Origin of the sequence: Brachybacterium sp. p3-SID1565 (assembly GCF_025143785.1) — a bacterium.
GTDB classification, from domain to species: domain Bacteria; phylum Actinomycetota; class Actinomycetes; order Actinomycetales; family Dermabacteraceae; genus Brachybacterium; species Brachybacterium epidermidis.
Map to the genome: position 1 here is coordinate 1 of NZ_JAMBDS010000064.1, position 15,507 is coordinate 15,507.

General features: G+C 70.6%; 13 protein-coding genes. 9 read left to right on the forward strand and 4 right to left on the reverse strand.

Annotation, left to right across the window (positions count from 1 at the left end; translation table 11 throughout):
* The first annotated feature begins 50 nt into the window (after window positions 1–50).
* The 5 genes from M4D54_RS12460 (at window position 51) to M4D54_RS12480 (ending at window position 7,953) form a co-directional block, all read left to right on the forward strand.
* Complete coding sequence (locus M4D54_RS12460; protein WP_259891864.1) at window positions 51–1,637, forward strand: ABC transporter permease subunit; 1,587 nt, start codon at window positions 51–53, stop codon at window positions 1,635–1,637.
* A gap of 13 nt (window positions 1,638–1,650) precedes the next feature.
* Window positions 1,651–2,568: a sugar ABC transporter permease gene (locus tag M4D54_RS12465; protein ID WP_193865794.1), complete on the forward strand. Its 918-nt coding sequence runs from the start codon at window positions 1,651–1,653 to the stop codon at window positions 2,566–2,568.
* A gap of 138 nt (window positions 2,569–2,706) precedes the next feature.
* Window positions 2,707–4,761 (forward strand): glycoside hydrolase family 13 protein, encoded by a 2,055-nt coding sequence (locus M4D54_RS12470; protein ID WP_259891865.1) that lies wholly within the window; start codon window positions 2,707–2,709, stop codon window positions 4,759–4,761.
* On the forward strand, window positions 4,758–6,455 hold the full coding sequence (locus M4D54_RS12475; RefSeq protein WP_259891867.1) for a glycoside hydrolase family 13 protein: 1,698 nt from the start codon (window positions 4,758–4,760) through the stop codon (window positions 6,453–6,455). Before M4D54_RS12470 ends, M4D54_RS12475 begins: the two co-directional genes overlap by 4 nt.
* A gap of 229 nt (window positions 6,456–6,684) precedes the next feature.
* Window positions 6,685–7,953 (forward strand): carboxylate--amine ligase, encoded by a 1,269-nt coding sequence (locus tag M4D54_RS12480; protein ID WP_259891869.1) that lies wholly within the window; start codon window positions 6,685–6,687, stop codon window positions 7,951–7,953.
* An 86-nt stretch (window positions 7,954–8,039) separates the two neighbouring features.
* On the opposite strand, the gene M4D54_RS12485 is transcribed toward M4D54_RS12480, so the two are convergent.
* Window positions 8,040–8,834: an aspartate/glutamate racemase family protein gene (locus M4D54_RS12485; RefSeq protein WP_259891870.1), complete on the reverse strand. Its 795-nt coding sequence runs from the start codon at window positions 8,832–8,834 to the stop codon at window positions 8,040–8,042.
* The gene (locus M4D54_RS12490) at window positions 8,831–10,114 is read right to left on the reverse strand and encodes a hypothetical protein (protein ID WP_259891872.1); all 1,284 of its coding nucleotides are present in this window, start codon (window positions 10,112–10,114) and stop codon (window positions 8,831–8,833) included. Before M4D54_RS12490 ends, M4D54_RS12485 begins: the two co-directional genes overlap by 4 nt.
* Before the next feature lie 99 nt (window positions 10,115–10,213).
* On the opposite strand from M4D54_RS12490, the gene M4D54_RS12495 reads away from it, so the two are divergent.
* The 4 genes from M4D54_RS12495 to M4D54_RS12510 all read left to right on the forward strand — a co-directional run bounded on the left by M4D54_RS12495 (window position 10,214) and on the right by M4D54_RS12510 (window position 13,887).
* Entirely contained in the window at window positions 10,214–10,696 is a 483-nt protein-coding gene (locus M4D54_RS12495; RefSeq protein ID WP_259891874.1) for a YbhB/YbcL family Raf kinase inhibitor-like protein, read from the forward strand.
* Between the two features lie 193 nt (window positions 10,697–10,889).
* The gene (locus M4D54_RS12500) at window positions 10,890–12,143 is read left to right on the forward strand and encodes a glycosyltransferase family 4 protein (protein ID WP_259891876.1); all 1,254 of its coding nucleotides are present in this window, start codon (window positions 10,890–10,892) and stop codon (window positions 12,141–12,143) included.
* The gene (locus tag M4D54_RS12505) at window positions 12,140–12,802 is read left to right on the forward strand and encodes a TVP38/TMEM64 family protein (RefSeq protein WP_259891877.1); all 663 of its coding nucleotides are present in this window, start codon (window positions 12,140–12,142) and stop codon (window positions 12,800–12,802) included. The genes M4D54_RS12500 and M4D54_RS12505 overlap by 4 nt, the downstream gene beginning before the upstream one ends.
* A gap of 65 nt (window positions 12,803–12,867) precedes the next feature.
* The gene (locus M4D54_RS12510) at window positions 12,868–13,887 is read left to right on the forward strand and encodes a glycosyltransferase family 4 protein (protein WP_259891879.1); all 1,020 of its coding nucleotides are present in this window, start codon (window positions 12,868–12,870) and stop codon (window positions 13,885–13,887) included.
* A gap of 12 nt (window positions 13,888–13,899) precedes the next feature.
* Here M4D54_RS12510 and M4D54_RS12515 read toward each other — a convergent pair whose 3' ends face one another.
* Complete coding sequence (locus M4D54_RS12515) at window positions 13,900–14,337, reverse strand: heat shock protein transcriptional repressor HspR (protein ID WP_259792670.1); 438 nt, start codon at window positions 14,335–14,337, stop codon at window positions 13,900–13,902.
* 79 nt (window positions 14,338–14,416) lie between these two features.
* A complete protein-coding gene (locus M4D54_RS12520; RefSeq protein ID WP_259891881.1) occupies window positions 14,417–15,451 on the reverse strand; it encodes a DnaJ C-terminal domain-containing protein in 1,035 nt (344 codons plus the stop codon).
* Window positions 15,452–15,507 lie beyond the last annotated feature (56 nt).

Here is a 15,507-nt window from a genome sequence, read left to right on the forward strand (position 1 = left end):
CCCCGCCCCCGTCGCCTTCCTCCTCAGGGTTTCCGAAAGGCATCGTCGCCATGACCTCCACCTCGTCCCCCGCTGCTGAACAGACGCGCGGGACCACCACGATCACCTCCGTCCTGGGCCGCGTCCTCTTCCTCGGCGTGGTCCTGGCCCTCGTCGTCTTCTTCGCTCCGCTCCTGATCGCACAGCAGCTGTGGATGTGGCTGATCGTCCTGATCGGCTCTGCGATCGCGATCTTCGTGCTGTACTCCACCAAGCGGTTCATCCCCGGCAAGTACCTCTTCCCCGGCACGTTCTTCCTGGTGGTCTTCTTGATCACCCCGATCATCCTGACGGTGGGGTACTCCTTCACCAACTTCGGCGACGGCACCCGCGGCACCAAGGAGCAGGCGATCAACTCGATCGTCTCCAACTCCGTGCAGCAGACGGCCGACGCCCCGCGCTACAACATGACGGTCGCGACGATGGGCTCCCCCACCGAGGGGCCCTTCGAGCTGTGGCTGCTGGAGCCCGAGACCGGTGACGTGTTCCGCGGCAGCGAGGAGCAGCCGCTGGAGCAGGTCGACGCCTCCGACGTCACCGTGGCCGACGGCCGCGTCACCGAGGTGCCGCAGGGCGACGTGCTGGACATGCGCGAGGTCAACGCCGTGTACAACGAGCTGCAGCAGCTCGCGGTGCCGGTGGACGACACCTCCGCGATCCGTCCCCTGAGCGTGAACCAGGCCTTCGTGGGCACCACGGTGCTGCAGTACGACGAGGAGCGCGACGTCATCGTCGACACCGCTTCCGGCACCGAGTACAGCGTGGCGAAGGTGGGCGACACGGAGTACTTCGTGGGCGAGGACGGCCGTCCCGCCTTCTCCCAGTCCTGGCTTCAGAACGTGGGGACGAAGAACTACGAGCGCCTGTTCACCAACTCGAACATCGCCTCGCAGTTCCTGGGTGCCTTCACCTGGACCCTGGTGTTCGCCGCCGGTTCGGTGCTGTCCACCTTCATCCTGGGCTTCGCCCTGGCACTGATCCTCAACGACGAGCGGCTCAAGGGCCGCCGGCTGTACCGCTCGATCCTGCTGATGCCGTACGCCGTGCCGGGCTTCATCGCCCTGCTGGTGTGGTCGAACTTCTACAACCGCGACTTCGGCCTGATCAACGAGATGCTGAACCTCGACCTCAACTGGTTCGGCGATCCCACTCTGGCCAAGGTGGCGGTGCTGCTGACGAACCTGTGGATGGGATTCCCCTACATGTTCATCATCTCCACCGGTGCTCTGCAGTCCATCCCCGGGGACGTGCTGGAGGCCGCCAAGATCGACGGGGCCAGCCGCTTCCAGGCAACCGTCAAGGTGGTGATGCCGCTGCTGCTGGTGGCGGTGGCCCCGCTGCTGGTCGCCTCCTTCGCGTTCAACTTCAACAACTTCAACGCGATCGAGCTGCTCACCCAGGGTGGTCCCTTCCCGCCGGGCGAGTTCACCCGCGGCTCCACGGACATCCTGATCTCGATGATCTACCGCATCGCCTTCGGCGGCTCGGGAGCCGACTTCGGCTTCGCCTCCGCCGTGTCCGTGATGCTGTTCGTCCTGACGGGCATCCTGGCGGCCGTGCAGTTCCGCTTCACTCGTGCTCTCGAAGACGTCAACTGAGGAGATGGCCCCCATGTCTGCACCCGCTGCCTCGACCACGTCGAGCATTCCTGCTCCTCAGGTCCCCCAGCACAGGATGAGCTTCGGCCGCTGGTTCGCGGAGATCGGCTGGCGTCACATCGTCGGCATCCTCGCAGTCATCTTCGCCGTGTTCCCGATCCTGTTCGTGATCTCGGCGTCGCTGAACCCCACCGGCACCGTCGCTGCCACCAGCCTGATCCCCAGGGAGTTCAGCTTCCGGCACTACGAGTCGCTGCTGTCCGGCGAGCGCGGCCCGTTCCTGCGCTGGTACCTCAACACCGTCATCGTGTGCTTCACCGTCGCCTTCGTGCAGGTGTTCCTCTCGGTGATGGCCGCGTACGCCTTCAGCCGCTTCCGCTTCAAGGGCCGCCGCATCGGCCTGCTGTCGCTGCTGCTGGTGATGATGTTCCCGGCGATTCTCTCGATGATCGCGATCTACACGATGATCTCGGACCTGGGCAAGGTGGTCCCCCTGCTGGGGCTGGACTCCGTGCCCGGCTACCTGATCATCCTGCTGGGCGGCTCGCTGGGACAGGTGTGGCTGATCAAGGGCTTCTTCGACACGGTGCCGAAGGAGCTGGACGAAGCCGCCATCATCGACGGCGCCAACCACTGGCAGGTGTTCACCCGGATCCTGCTGCCGGCGCTGGTGCCGATCCTGGCCACCACCCTGCTGCTGTCCCTGGTGGGCGTCCTCTCGGAGTTCCTGCTGGGCTCGATCTTCCTGACCAGTGACGAGAACAAGACCCTGGCGGTGGGCCTGTACGGCCTGCTGTCCGAGAACCGCTCCAACAACCTGGGCGTGTTCGCTGCCGGCTCGGTGATGATCATGGTCCCGGTGATCATCCTGTACCAGTTCCTGCAGCGCTACATCGTCGGCGGCTCCACGGCCGGCGCTGTCAAGGGCTGATCGGCGTACTGCGAGGAGCACTTCCTCCTGCCCGCGGGCCGAGACCTCTCGGCCCGCCGGTTCGTCGTCGCGCCGGCTCCTCGTTCCGCGCCCCGTCCCGCCTTGCCCGCCGTGCGCCGTCCGACCCGAAGGACCCCCATGAGCACCATTGCCCCCAGCGCCCCGGCCGATCCCACCGGGGTTCCCCTGCCGCAGCAGCCGATGCACGACTCCGGCCCGCTGTTCGTGCCACGCCCGCCGCGGGCGCTCGGGGAGGAGGTGGAGCTGCGGGTGTGGGTGCCGCACAGCTGGCCGGTCAGCGCCGTCGCGCTGCGCACCATCGTCGATGGGGAGATCTCCACGGCGGTGCTGGCAGCTGAGCAGCCCCATGCCGCCCTGCCGGGCGGCACCTGGTTCGCGGTGACCACGACGGTGGTGAACCCTGTCCAGCCCTACCGCTTCTGCCTGGTGGGCGATCCGGAAGCAAGCGCAGAGGTGCCGAGGTACGCGTGGCTGACCGCAGCCGGCATCGTCCCCTGGGACGTCGCCGATGCGACCGACTTCCGCCTGGTGGCGCACGAGCCGGCACCGGACTGGGTGGACGACGCGGTGGTGTACCAGGTGTTCCCGGACCGCTTCGCGCGCTCCGCCGCCTCCCCCACCGATGAGCACGGCCGCTTCGCCCCGGACCAGCTGCCGGACTGGGCCCGCCCCATGGCCTGGGACGAGCCGCCCTCACTGGACGGCATGGTCAACGGGCAGCAGCTCTACGGCGGTGATCTGGACGGGGTGATCGAGCACCTGGACCACATCCAGGAGCTGGGGGCCGACGTCGTGTACCTGACCCCGGTGTTCCCCGCCGGCTCCGCGCACCGCTACGACGCCAGTACCTTCGACCGTGTGGACCCCCTGCTGGGCGGGGACGAGGCCCTGGTGCGGCTCTCCCGGGCGCTGCACGAGCGGGGCATGCGGCTGATGGTGGACCTGACCACCAACCACACCGGGGACACCCATGAGTGGTTCCGCACCGCCCAGGCAGATGCCGGCAGCACCGAGGCCGGCTTCTACCGCTTCCACGAGCACCCCGCCGACTACCGCTGCTGGATCGGGGTGCCCACCCTGCCCTCGCTCGAGCATTCCTCCCCGGAGCTGCGCGAGCGCTTGCTGTCCGGGCCGGACAGCGTCGTGGGCCGCTACCTCCGCGCACCCTTCCTCGCGGACGGGTGGCGCATCGACGTGGCCAACATGACCGGCCGCAACGGTGCGGAGGACCTCACCCACGAAGTGGCCCGCACCATCCGCGCCACCATGCGCGAGGTGCGCGAACACATTGGGCGGGACACCTGGCTGCTGGCGGAGCACGGTCATGACGCCAGCGGTGACCTGGCCGGCGACGGCTGGCACGGCACCATGAACTACACCGGCTTCACCCGTCCCCTGTGGGCGTGGCTCTGCCCCGAGGGCTCCCCGCTGAACTGGCTGGGCCTGCCGATGACCGCACCGCGCATCCCCGGCTGGGCAGCGGCCCGCACCCTGCGCGACTACAACGCGCACCTGCCCTGGCCCTCCCGCCTGCACTCCCAGAACCAGCTGTCCAGCCACGACACACCGCGCACCCGCACCGTGGTGGGCGACCACCAGGCGCACCTGGTGGCGATCACCGCCCTGGCCGCCCTGCCCGGCGTGCCCACGGTGTTCGCCGGCGACGAGCTGGGGCTGCAGGGCCTGACCGGGGAGCACTCCCGCACCCCGATGCCCTGGGAGGCCGTCGACCGCGTGCGACGGGGCGAGCCGGTGCAGCCCTCCACCGTGGTGGAGGAGCAGATCGATCCCGGGATCTGGCCGGTGCTGCGCGAACTGCTCGCGCTGCGCAGGCGGCACCCGGCACTGCGCCGGGGCGGCATCCAGTGGCTGCACATGGGTGAGGATTCCCTCGTCCTGCTGCGCACGCACCCTGCCGGGGACATCCTGGTGCACCTCGCCCGCGCCGCCCATGGCAGGGTGGAGATCGACCTGGCCCATCTCCCGCCCACCGAGGCGCCCGAGGCCCTCGCCGCGATCGGCGGTGCACGCGCATCGGCCACGGGCCAGGTCCTGGCCCTGGAGGCCGACAGCCCCGGCGCCACCATCACGCTGCTGTCCCGCAGCGCTGCCACGATCCCCGGGCCGGATGGCCCGGCCCCGACCGCTACCGTCCAGGAGGACACCCCGTGACCCAGAACGCCCCCGTCACCGCTGACCACCGCGCCACCGAGCAGGCCCACCGCCAGTGGTGGCGCGACGCCGTGGTGTACCAGGTGTACCCGCGATCCTTCGCCGACAGCGACGGCGACGGCATGGGCGACCTGCCCGGCATCACCGCCCGCCTGCCCCATATCGCCGAGCTGGGGGCCGACGCCGTGTGGCTCTCCCCCTTCTACACCTCCCCGCAGAACGACGGCGGCTACGACGTCGCGGACTACCGGGACGTCGACCCCCGCTTCGGCACCCTCGCCGACGCCGACGAGCTGATCGCCCGTGCCCACGAGCTGGACCTCAAGGTGATCGTGGACATCGTCCCCAACCACTCCTCGAGCGAGCACGTGCTGTTCAAGCAGGCCCTGGCGGCCGCCCCCGGCTCCCCCGAGCGCGAGATGTACATGTTCCGCGAGGGGCGCGGGGAGCACGGCGAGCTGCCGCCCAACAACTGGCAGTCCATCTTCCACGGCGACGCCTGGACCCGCATCACCGAGGCCGACGGCACCCCCGGGCAGTGGTACCTGCACCTGTTCGACACCACCCAGCCGGACTTCAACTGGGAGAACCCCGCCGTGCACGAGCTGTTCGCGGACGTGCTGCGCTTCTGGCTGGACCGCGGAGCGGACGGCTTCCGGGTGGACGTCGCCCACGGCATGGTCAAGCCCGAGGGCCTGCCCGACTCCCCCGTCGACTCCGAGGGGATGGCCGTGGTGCCCGAGGGCGAGGTGCCCGTCTACTTCGACAACGACGGTGTGCACGCGATCTACCGCGAGTGGCGCGCGATCCTGGACGAGTACCCCGGCGAGCGGATGATGGTGGGCGAGGCCTGGATCCCCGAGGCCTCGATGCCCAAGTACGTGCGCCCTGACGAGATGCACCAGGTGTTCAACTTCGGCTTCCTGCAGTCCCGCTGGGACGTGGAGGCCTTCCAGCACGCCATCTCCGAGCCGCTGCGGCTGGCCGACGAGGTGGGCGCCCCCACCACCTGGGTGCTGTCCAACCACGACGTGATCCGCCACGCCACCCGCTACGGCTTCCCTCCGGAGCACCGCTTCGGCGAGGGCCTGTCCCGCCAGGAGCACCCCGACGCGCAGCTGGGCCTGGCGCGAGCCCGCGCCGCCACCCTGCTGATGCTGGCCCTTCCGGGCTCGGCCTACCTGTACCAGGGCGAGGAGCTGGGGCTGCCGGAAGTGGCCGACATCCCTGACGAGCTGCGTGAGGACCCCGCCCACAAGCGTGCGGGCGTGCCCGGGCGCGACGGCTGCCGGGTGCCCCTGCCCTGGCAGGCCGACGCCCCCGCCTTCGGCTTCTCCCCCAGCGGCGAAAGCTGGCTGCCCCAGCCCGAGGTGTTCGGGGTGCTCGCCGCGGACCGTCAGCGCGGCGTTGAGGGATCGACGCTGGAGCTGTACCGCGAGGCGCTGCGCCTGCGCCGCGAGCTGCACCTGGGTGCGCACGGTGTCGGCGATCGGGTGGCCTTCGTCGAGGGCGCCCCCCAGGGCGTGCTGATGGTGGAGCACGGGCCGGTGCTGGTCGTGGTCAACACCACCGACGACCCGGTCGAGCTGCAAGCCCTGCCCCGGGGAGCCCACGCCGAGGTGCTGCTCGCCTCGGCACCGCTGGAGGGTGGAGCGATCGTGGCGGACAGCGCGGTGTGGCTGCACCGGGCATGACGCGACAGGACCGGACACGGCAGGGCCGGGCGCGAGTAGGCGCACCGATGCCGCACGCCCGGGCACGGACCGGTGCACCGCCCGAGCAGGCCCCCTCCGGTAGTCTGTCGGAGGTGCGGAGACGGCCCGGCCAGCCGCCGCACCGGCCGTTGGCCACCTGCAGCGGCGCTCCGCTGCCCCCTGTTCCTGTCGTCGTCAGCGCGCCGCGTGGCGTGCCGAGGAGCTCCTCATGATCCGTCCCCGTTCCTCCCGCGCCGCGGCCCGCACGAAGGCCGATCCCGGCTTCGACGTGGTGATGATCGGGTCCGGTCTGGGCATCTACGCACTGACCCGGGCCTTCCACGAGGAGTACGGGGTGGTCTCCACCGTCGTGGCGGCCAACGCTCCGGCCCCGATGCACCGCTCGGTCACCTGCCGTGTCCACGAACCGGCGGGCAGCGGCGAGCAGGAGCGCCTGCAGGCCCTGCTGGACCTTGCGGCCGGACGACCGCAGGGACGCCCCGCGCTCCTGCTGTGCAACAACGACAGCCACGTGGAATTCCTGGCCCGCCATGCAGAGCTGCTCGAGCAGCACTACCTGCTGCGGGTGCCCAGCCTGGAGACGGCGAACCAGCTCGCGGACAAGGCCAGCTTCGCCGAACTGTGCGAGCAGCACGACATCACGGTCCCGTCCACGCGGGTGCTGGACTTCCGCAGTGGCGGTGCGCCCGAGATCGGCGAACTGCCCTTCGACTTCCCGATCGTGGCGAAGCCGGCCGTGGGCGGCCCCCACGCCGAGCTGCGCATGGCGGGCAAGAAGAAGGTGTACTTCCTGGAGGACCGGCGCGAGCTGGAGGACCTCTGCGACCGTCTCCACGCGGCGGGCTTCCGCGACCGCTTCGTGCTTCAGGAGCTGATCCCCGGGGACGACACCGCGATGCGCTCCATCACCGCCTACCGGGACGCCCGCGGTACGGTGACCCTTCTGGCCAGCGCAGCGGTGCTGCTCGAGGAGCACACCCCGGAGGCGCTGGGGCGTCCGGCCGCCATGATCACCACGGACTTCCCGCAGCAGCTGGAGCAGGCCCGGCTGCTGCTCGATGCCACCGGCTATGTCGGCTTCGCCAATGTGGACATCAAGGAGGATCCGCGGGACGGCTCCCAGCGATTCCTGGAGATCAATCCGCGCATCGGCCGCAACAGCTACTACGTCACGGGGGCGGGGGCGAACGTGGCACGGTTCATGGTCGAGGACGCCGTCCATGGCCGCACGCCTGAGCCCGTGGTCGGGCTCCCGGAGGTGCTGTACTCGATCGTGCCGCTGCGGCTGCTGCGCCGCTACGTGCTGGACCCGATCCAGCGACGGCGCCTGCACGAGGTGGCCCGCAGGCGCACCGTGAACCCGTGGGACTATCCTGCCGAGAGGCCGTGGATGCGTGCCTACGCTCAGGCGGTGCGGCTGAACCACGTGCGCAAGTTCCGTCGGTACTACCCCAGGCCCTCCGCCACCGGGTTCTGAGGCCCGCTGCCCCGTGCTGCGCGCTGACTTCCTGCGGCGCGGCCGGACCGGTGTCCAGCCGGAGCGGGGTGTCAGCGGGGCCCAGGTCAGCCGAAGCCGGGCGAGAGACGCTTGCCCGAGGCCAGGATGGTCTGCTCGGCCAGGACCGTGAGGGAGTCCACCAGGCGCTCATCGCCCCGGTACCCGTGCTGGTCGTAGATCACTGACAGCTCCGTGCAGCCCAGCACCACCGTGCCGGCACCGGCCTCCAGGGCCGTGTCCACGCACTCCTCGAAGAGCGTGGTGTCCACCGGGCGGTTGGCCTTGACCTGGTCGTAGATGAGCGTGTTGATGCGGTCCTGCAGGGAACGCTCCGGGATCAGCGGCCGAGCCCCCTCCGCCGCGAGCGCATGCTCGAACACCTCGGCGCGCACATTGCCCTCGGTGGCGAACACCGCGACCGGCCTGCCGCTGTGGGCGACCCGCTGCGCGGCCGCCCTGGCGGTGGCCTCGACGATGCTCACGAAGGGGATGGCGGTCGCCTCGCGCACTCCCTGCACGAAGTGGTGGGCGGTGTTGCACGGCAGCACCAGCAGTTGGGCGCCGATCCGCTCGAGCATCGCAGCATCGCGCGCGAGGACGGGACCGGGATCGGCCGCCTCGGCATCGAGGATCCGGGCGGTGCGGTCCGGGGTGCTGGAGTGCTGGGAGACCACCAGGTCCAGGTGGTCCTGGTCGGTGCGGGCGTCGGTGGCGCGCACCAGCAGGTCCAGGAACACAGCGGTCGCGGCGGGGCCCAGCCCGCCGAGCACCCCCACCACCGGCTGCGACCAGCTGCCGGCGTCCAGCCGGCCGCCGGTCTCCTCGAGGCGCCCCGTGGCGGGCCTCCCCGCATCGGTCACGACGCCGTCTCCGGACGGTAGTACCTGCGGAACTTCCGCACATAGTTCGCCATGGCCGCGACGGTGTACCACAGGCGCACCGGGTCCTTCTCCACGCCCCGGTACAGCAGCGGGTTGCGGACCCGGCGGGACTTCAGCACCCGGCGCAGCTGTGCCCTGGCCTCCGGCAAGGTGGTGTACTTCTTGACCAGCGCCACCGGCACCACGGTGTAGAGGGTCTCCTCCTGGTGCTGGACGATCTGCGGATCCTCGCCCTCCGCGACCTCGGGCAGGCCCGTCCCGAGATGCTCGTCCACGTACCACCGCACGGGGTTGTGCCCCCCGGCGGTGACGTAGTAGTTGGAGCGGCCCAGGCGCGGGTTCAGCTCGAAGAACTTCGTGCGGCCGTCGCGCGGATCGTGCTTGAGGTCGAAGTTGGCGTAGCCCACCCACCCCAGTGCGGCGCACAGCTGCTGGGCCTGGGCCACCATCTCCTCGTCCACACCGGTGATGATCGCCGCCGGGTTCCCGATCGCGCCCGGGGTGTGCTCCTCCAGCAGGGTGCGGCCCCAGGAGGCGAACCGCACCCGGGACTGCGCATCGCAGTAGCAGGTGAGGATCCGCATGTTCTGGTCGTCACCCGGGATGCGGTCCTGGACGATGATGCTCTCGCGGTAGCCGGCCGCGCGGATGGTGCGCAGGAGGTCGAGCAGCTCCTCGTGGCTGCCCACGGTGTGGACCTTCTGCTTGCCCGGGAAATCTGCCCGCTTCCACTCCGAGACCTCGGCGGGCTTGGCGATCACCGGGTAGGTGAAGGGCACCTCGAGATCGTCGGCGACCTCCTGCGCGAGGTCCACGATCCGGGTGCTGGGGTGGTCCACGCCGAGGCGCTCGCACAGCTCGGTGAAGTTCTGCTTCTCGGTCCCCGCCCGGAAGGTCTCCAAGTCCACGTACGGGGCCACCCAGCGCTCGTCCAGGGCGTCCGTCTCGTCGCGCACCCGGATGATGGCCTTGACCGTGGCGTCGGCCGATCCCAGCAGCAGCAGTCGTCCCTCGGGGTGCGCGGCGGCGACGTCCTGCAGCACGGGGGCGAGCTGGGCGGCGTCGAACGGGTCCGCGCAGCGCACGTTCTCGATGATCGCCGAGCGCGAGATGTGCCAGCCCTGCAGTCGGGAGATCACCACTGAGCGGATGCCGTAGGCCTCGTGGAAGGCGCGCGCCAGGGAGTAGGCGCCGATGTCGCCGCCCACCACGACGGGGATGAACGCGGGCAGGGAGTCCTGGGGGTGCGGGGCAGACATGAGCGTCAGTGTATAGAGGCAACCACTGCCCGCTGCGGCGCCCCGGGGGCCGCGTTGATGTGTCTCGACACCCCCGGCAGTCCTGCCTACGCTGGGGGTATGACCGAGAACACGTTCACCTTGACCTCCTCCGCCCTTCCCGACGGCTCCGTCGTCTCCGGTGAGCACCTCGCTCCCGAGCAGGACGGCTCCTCCGTCTCCCCGGATCTCTCCTGGTCCGGTGCCCCGGAGGGCACGAAGAGCTTCGCGGTGACCTGCTACGACCCGGACGCTCCCACCGGTTCCGGCTTCTGGCACTGGGTGGCCTGGGACATCCCCGCCACCACCACGTCCCTTCCCGCCGGGGTGGGGCGCCAGGACGACTCCCTCAAGCAGGCCACCAATGACTTCGGCCGCGCGGGCTACGACGGCCCCAACCCCCCGGCGGGCCCCGCGCACCGCTACGTCTTCACCGTGCATGCGCTGCCAGTGGAGTCCCTGGGGGCCGATCCTGCTGATCCGCACGTGGGCACCCGCTTCGCGATCTTCACCCAGCAGCTGGGCTCCGCCTCCCTCACCGCTACTTATCAGGTATCCGACTGAGGTACAAGGGGGGAACTCTCCGTGACACGGCGGGCGTGCCCCGTCGTGGTGCTCGCCGCGGGACCGTAGTCTCGGTGACATGAAGGCGAGGGGCACGCACCGTGGAAGGTCGGTACCGGGATCAGACCCCGGTCTGACCCGGTTCGGCCTTCCGTCGGAGGCGCCTGCGCGCACCGGGTGGGATGCTCGAGGGGTGAACAAGCTGAGGCTCCGCCCCCTGGAGCGGAACGTCCCCCACCCGGAGCGGCCGTTGCGCGTGCTGCTGACCACCGACTGGTGGGAGCCCGTGGTCAACGGTGTGGTGGCCTCGGTCAGCACCCTGCGGCGCGAGCTCGAGGCCCTGGGCTGCGAGGTGCGGGTCCTCACCCTCTCCGACGGGATGCGCACGTGGAGTGAGGGCGGTGTCTACCACATCGGTTCTCTCTCCGCCCAGCTGGTGTACGACCATGCTCGCATCGGCATGCCGGCGAACCGTCACGTGCTGGGCGAGATCATGGCGTGGCGGCCGGACGTGGTGCACTCACAGTGCGAGTTCTCCACCCACGTGTGGGCCCGCCGCATCGCCCGCACCCTGGGGGTGCCGCTGGTGCACACATACCACACCATCTACGAGGACTACACGCACTACTACTCCCCCAGCCGCACCGTGGGCCGCAGGGTGGTGGCCTCGTTCTCGCGCCGCCTGCTGGAGCGCACGGATGCGGTGATCGTGCCGACCGCGAAGGTGTCGCGCCTGTTGCGCTCGTACCGGGTGCGCCGGCCCATCCACGTGGTGCCCACGGGCCTGGACCTGCAGCGGTTCCGGCCCGCGACCACGGCCACTGAGAGGGAGGACGCCGCTGCCCTGCGGGCGGCGATCGGGGTGCGCCCGGACCAGCGCGTGCTGCTGTCCGTGTGTCGCCTGGCCAAGGAGAAGAACCTCGACGAAGTGCTGGACCACGTGGCGGCCTCCGGCCGCGAGGACACCGTGCTGGTGCTGGTGGGCGACGGCCCCTACCGCGCGGAACTGGTGCACCGGGCCCGCACGCTGGGCATCACCGACCGTGTGGTGTTAGTCGGGGTGGTGGATCCCTCCGAGGTGCAGCGCTGGTACCGGATCGGGGACGTGTTCGTCAGTGCCTCCCTCAGCGAGACCCAGGGGCTCACGTTCATCGAGGCGCTGGCTTGCGGTCTGCCGCTGCTGTGCCGTCGCGACCCGTCCCTGGACCCGGTGGTGATCGACGGGGTCACCGGTTGGCAGGTGGAGGGCGAGCAGGAGTTCTGCGAGCGTCTGGACCAGCTGTTGGGGGACCGCATATCCCGCGAGGCGATGTCCGGTGCGGCGGTGGAGCATGCCCGCGCCACCTGCGGGGCCCGCGAGTTCGGCCGGGCGGTGCTGGAGGTGTACCAGCAGGTGCGCAGCCGCCGCGCGCCACGGATCCTGACCCGTCAACCGGTGCCGGCATGAGCACCGCTGACGCGCTCGTGAAGCAGCCCCCGCGCCCCGCGGTCCGTGCTGATCGCCCGGCGGTCGACGCCCCTCGCTGCGATCCCCTGCGGATCGCAGCTCGTTTCTCGCCCCTGCTGGGGCTGGTGGTCAGCATCGGCCTGGTGTGGTGGGGCTGGCAGGCCGGAGCGCTGCGCTCCCTGGAGAACCTGCAGGCCTTCATCGACGGCCTCGGCGCCTGGGGACCGATCGCGTTCCTGATGGTCTCGATCGCGTCGGTGATCTTCCCGGTGATCCCCGGGGGGTTGCTGGTGGTGGCCGGGCCCGTGCTGTTCGGGCCGCTGGAGGGCACCCTGTACAACTACCTCGCGGTGTGCTCCGGCTCCTTCGTGAACTTCGCGATCGGTCGACAGGTGGGTCTGGGACTGATCGAGCGCATGTTCTCCCCGAGGGCGGTGGAGAAGGCGCTGGGCTGGACACGCAGCCCCCATTTCACGCGGGTGTTCGCCACCGCGATCGCCCTGCCCGTGGCCCCGGACGATCTGCTGTGCTATCTCACGGGCACCACCCGGATGCGGTGGCGCACCTACCTGCTGATCATCCTGACCTGCAAGCCGTGGTCGCTGATCGCCTATGGCCTGGGCGTCTCCGCACTGCTGGTGAAGTTCATGCCATGGTGACGGGCCGGCCTCACGCACGCCCGAACACCCGCCCGGTCCGCCCTGACCGCCCGCTGCGGGTGCTGATGCCGACGGGCATGGCCCGCATCGCCAAGCAGTCCGGCATCGGGGCGGCCATCCGCCACCAGGAGCAGGCGGTGCGCTCCCTGGGCCACGAGGTGGTCCGCTCCCCGCTGCGCCCCTTCGACGTGATCCATCTGAACACCCCGTTCCCGGACACGCTGCTGCTGTCGTGGTGGGCGCGGCTGCGGCGCCGTCCGGTGCTGATGTGGGCACACTCCACGGAGGAGGACTTCCGGGACTCCTTCACCGGCGCCAATCGGATCGCGCCGCTGTTCCGCCGGTGGATCGCGCTGCTGTACCGGCGGGGCGACGCCGTGATCACCCCCACCCCGTACTCGCGCAGCCTGGTCTCCCAGCCGAAGTACGGGATCCGCACCCGCATCCACGTGCTCTCCAACGGGGTGGATACCTCGTTCTTCCGCCCGGACGCCTCGGCGCGCGGCCGTCTGCGGGACTCCCTGGGCCTGCCTGGGGAGTCGCGCGTGGTGATGAGCGTGGGCATCCAGATGGTGCGCAAGGGAATCCTGGACTGGGTCCAGGTGGCGCGCTCCATGCCAGAGGTGCACTTCGTCTGGTACGGCCACACCGATCCGCGACTGATCACCAAGGACGTCGAAGCCGCGATCACCTCGGCCCCCGTCAACTGCCTGTTCCCCGGGTACGTGGGGGCGGAGGTCCTGCGCGATGCGTACGCGGGAGCCGACGCCTTCTGCTTCCTCACCAAAGAGGAGACCGAGGGGATCGTGCTGCTGGAGGCCCTGGCGTGCGGGGCCCCGGTGCTGCTGAGGGACATCCCGATCTACCGCGACTGGCTGCCCGACGGGGAGGTCACCCACATGGTGCGCGGCAACGGCCCCAGCTTCCCCACCACGGTGAAGGAGCGCCTGGGGGCCCTGCTGGACGGCGAGCTGCCGGATCTCACCGCAGCCGGTCGCGCCGCCGCGCAGGAGGTGGACCTGGGCCGGGTCGCGGAGCGCCTGGCGGGGATCTACGAGGCCGAGGGAGTCATCCGTCGGGCCTGAGAGGATCGCCGGTCAGCGCCGGCGGTCGGGCCGCCACAGCACCAGCGCACCGCCGGGCGGGCGCTCGGGTCTCTCCCCACGGCGCAGGGAGGTCACGCGGCCGGAGCGGTCGGCGGAGAACACGCGGCCGCCGGAGCGGGCGGCCATCTCCTCGATGGCCTCGTGGACTGCGCCTAGCTGCTCGCGCAGGGAGGCCACCTCGTCCTGCAGCGCGAGGATCCGCTTGATGCCGGCCAGGTTGATGCCCTCCTCCTGGGAGAGCCGCTGCACCTCGCGCAGCTGGGCGATGTCACGGGCGCTGTAGCGGCGTCCCCGGCCGGCGGTGCGGCGGGGGGAGACCAGGCCGATGCGGTCGTACTGGCGCAGGGTCTGGGGATGCATCCCGGAGAGCTCCGCGGCCACCGAGATCACGAACACGGGGGCGCGCTCGTCGATGCGGTGGGGGCTCATCGGGGATCACTCCTTCCTGCGGTTCGTTCTCTCAGCGTGCGGATCGCTCCGGGCGTGGATCGCTCCGTGCGTGGATCGCTCAGCGGGCGGCGGCTTCGGCGAGGCCGGCACGGGGATCCTCGTCGGCGAGCGCATCGCGCAGGTCCTCCACGGCCTTGCGCGCCGCGCCCTCCACGTGGGTGGGCACCGCGACTTGCACGGTGACCAGCAGGTCACCGGTGCGCTTCGTCGTGACCAGGCCCTTGCCGCGCACGCGCAGGGTGCGGCCGGCCGGGGTGCCGGCGGGCACTTTCAGACCCACGGTGCCGCCGTCCAGCAGCGGCACGGTCAGGGTGGTGCCCAGCACTGCCTCGTCGAAGGACACGGGCACGGTGATCCGCAGATCGGCGCCATCGGCGCTCCACACCGGGTGCTCGTCCACCTCGAGGGTGAGCATCAGGTCACCGGCGGGGCCGCCGCCGTGGCCGGGCCGGCCCTTGCCGCGCAGGCGGATCCGCTGGCCGTCGTGCACCCCGGCGGGGATGCGCGCGGTGACGGTGCGGCCGTCGACGCTCAGGCGCACCTCGGTGCCCAGCGCCGCCTGGCGGAAGCTGATGCGGGTGCGGGCGTTGATGTCCTGGCCGGCGCTGGGCCGAGGGCCATGCCCGCCGCCGAAGCCGAAGCCACCTCCGGGTGCGCCGCCCTGCTGGCCGAACATGCGCAGCAGGTCGTCGAGGTCGGGCTCGGGCCCGCCGCCGGCAGGGTTGAAGCCGCCGGTGCTGCGGCCGTCGCGGCCGCCGAAGCCCCCGCCCTGGCCGCCGAACATGGCGGAGAAGATGTCGTCGAAGCCCGCGCCGCCACCGGGGCCGCCGGGACCCGCAGCGAAGCGGGCACCGCCGGAGCCCATGGCCCGGATCGCGTCGTACTTCTGGCGCTCCTCGGGATCGTTGAGCACCGAGTAGGCCTCACCGACCTGCTTGAACTGCTCCTCGGCCTGCTTGTCGCCGGGGTTGCGGTCGGGGTGGAGCTTCTTGGCCTTCTTGCGGTAGGCCTTCTTGATGTCCTCCGCGCTCGCGTCCTTAGAGACGCCGAGGACCTGGTAGAAGTCCTTGTCGAGCCAGTCCTGTCCGGACATGTGGAGCGCCTCCTTCCGGGAGCGTCAGGGAAATGAGATCTGTGGGGTGGTGGGGG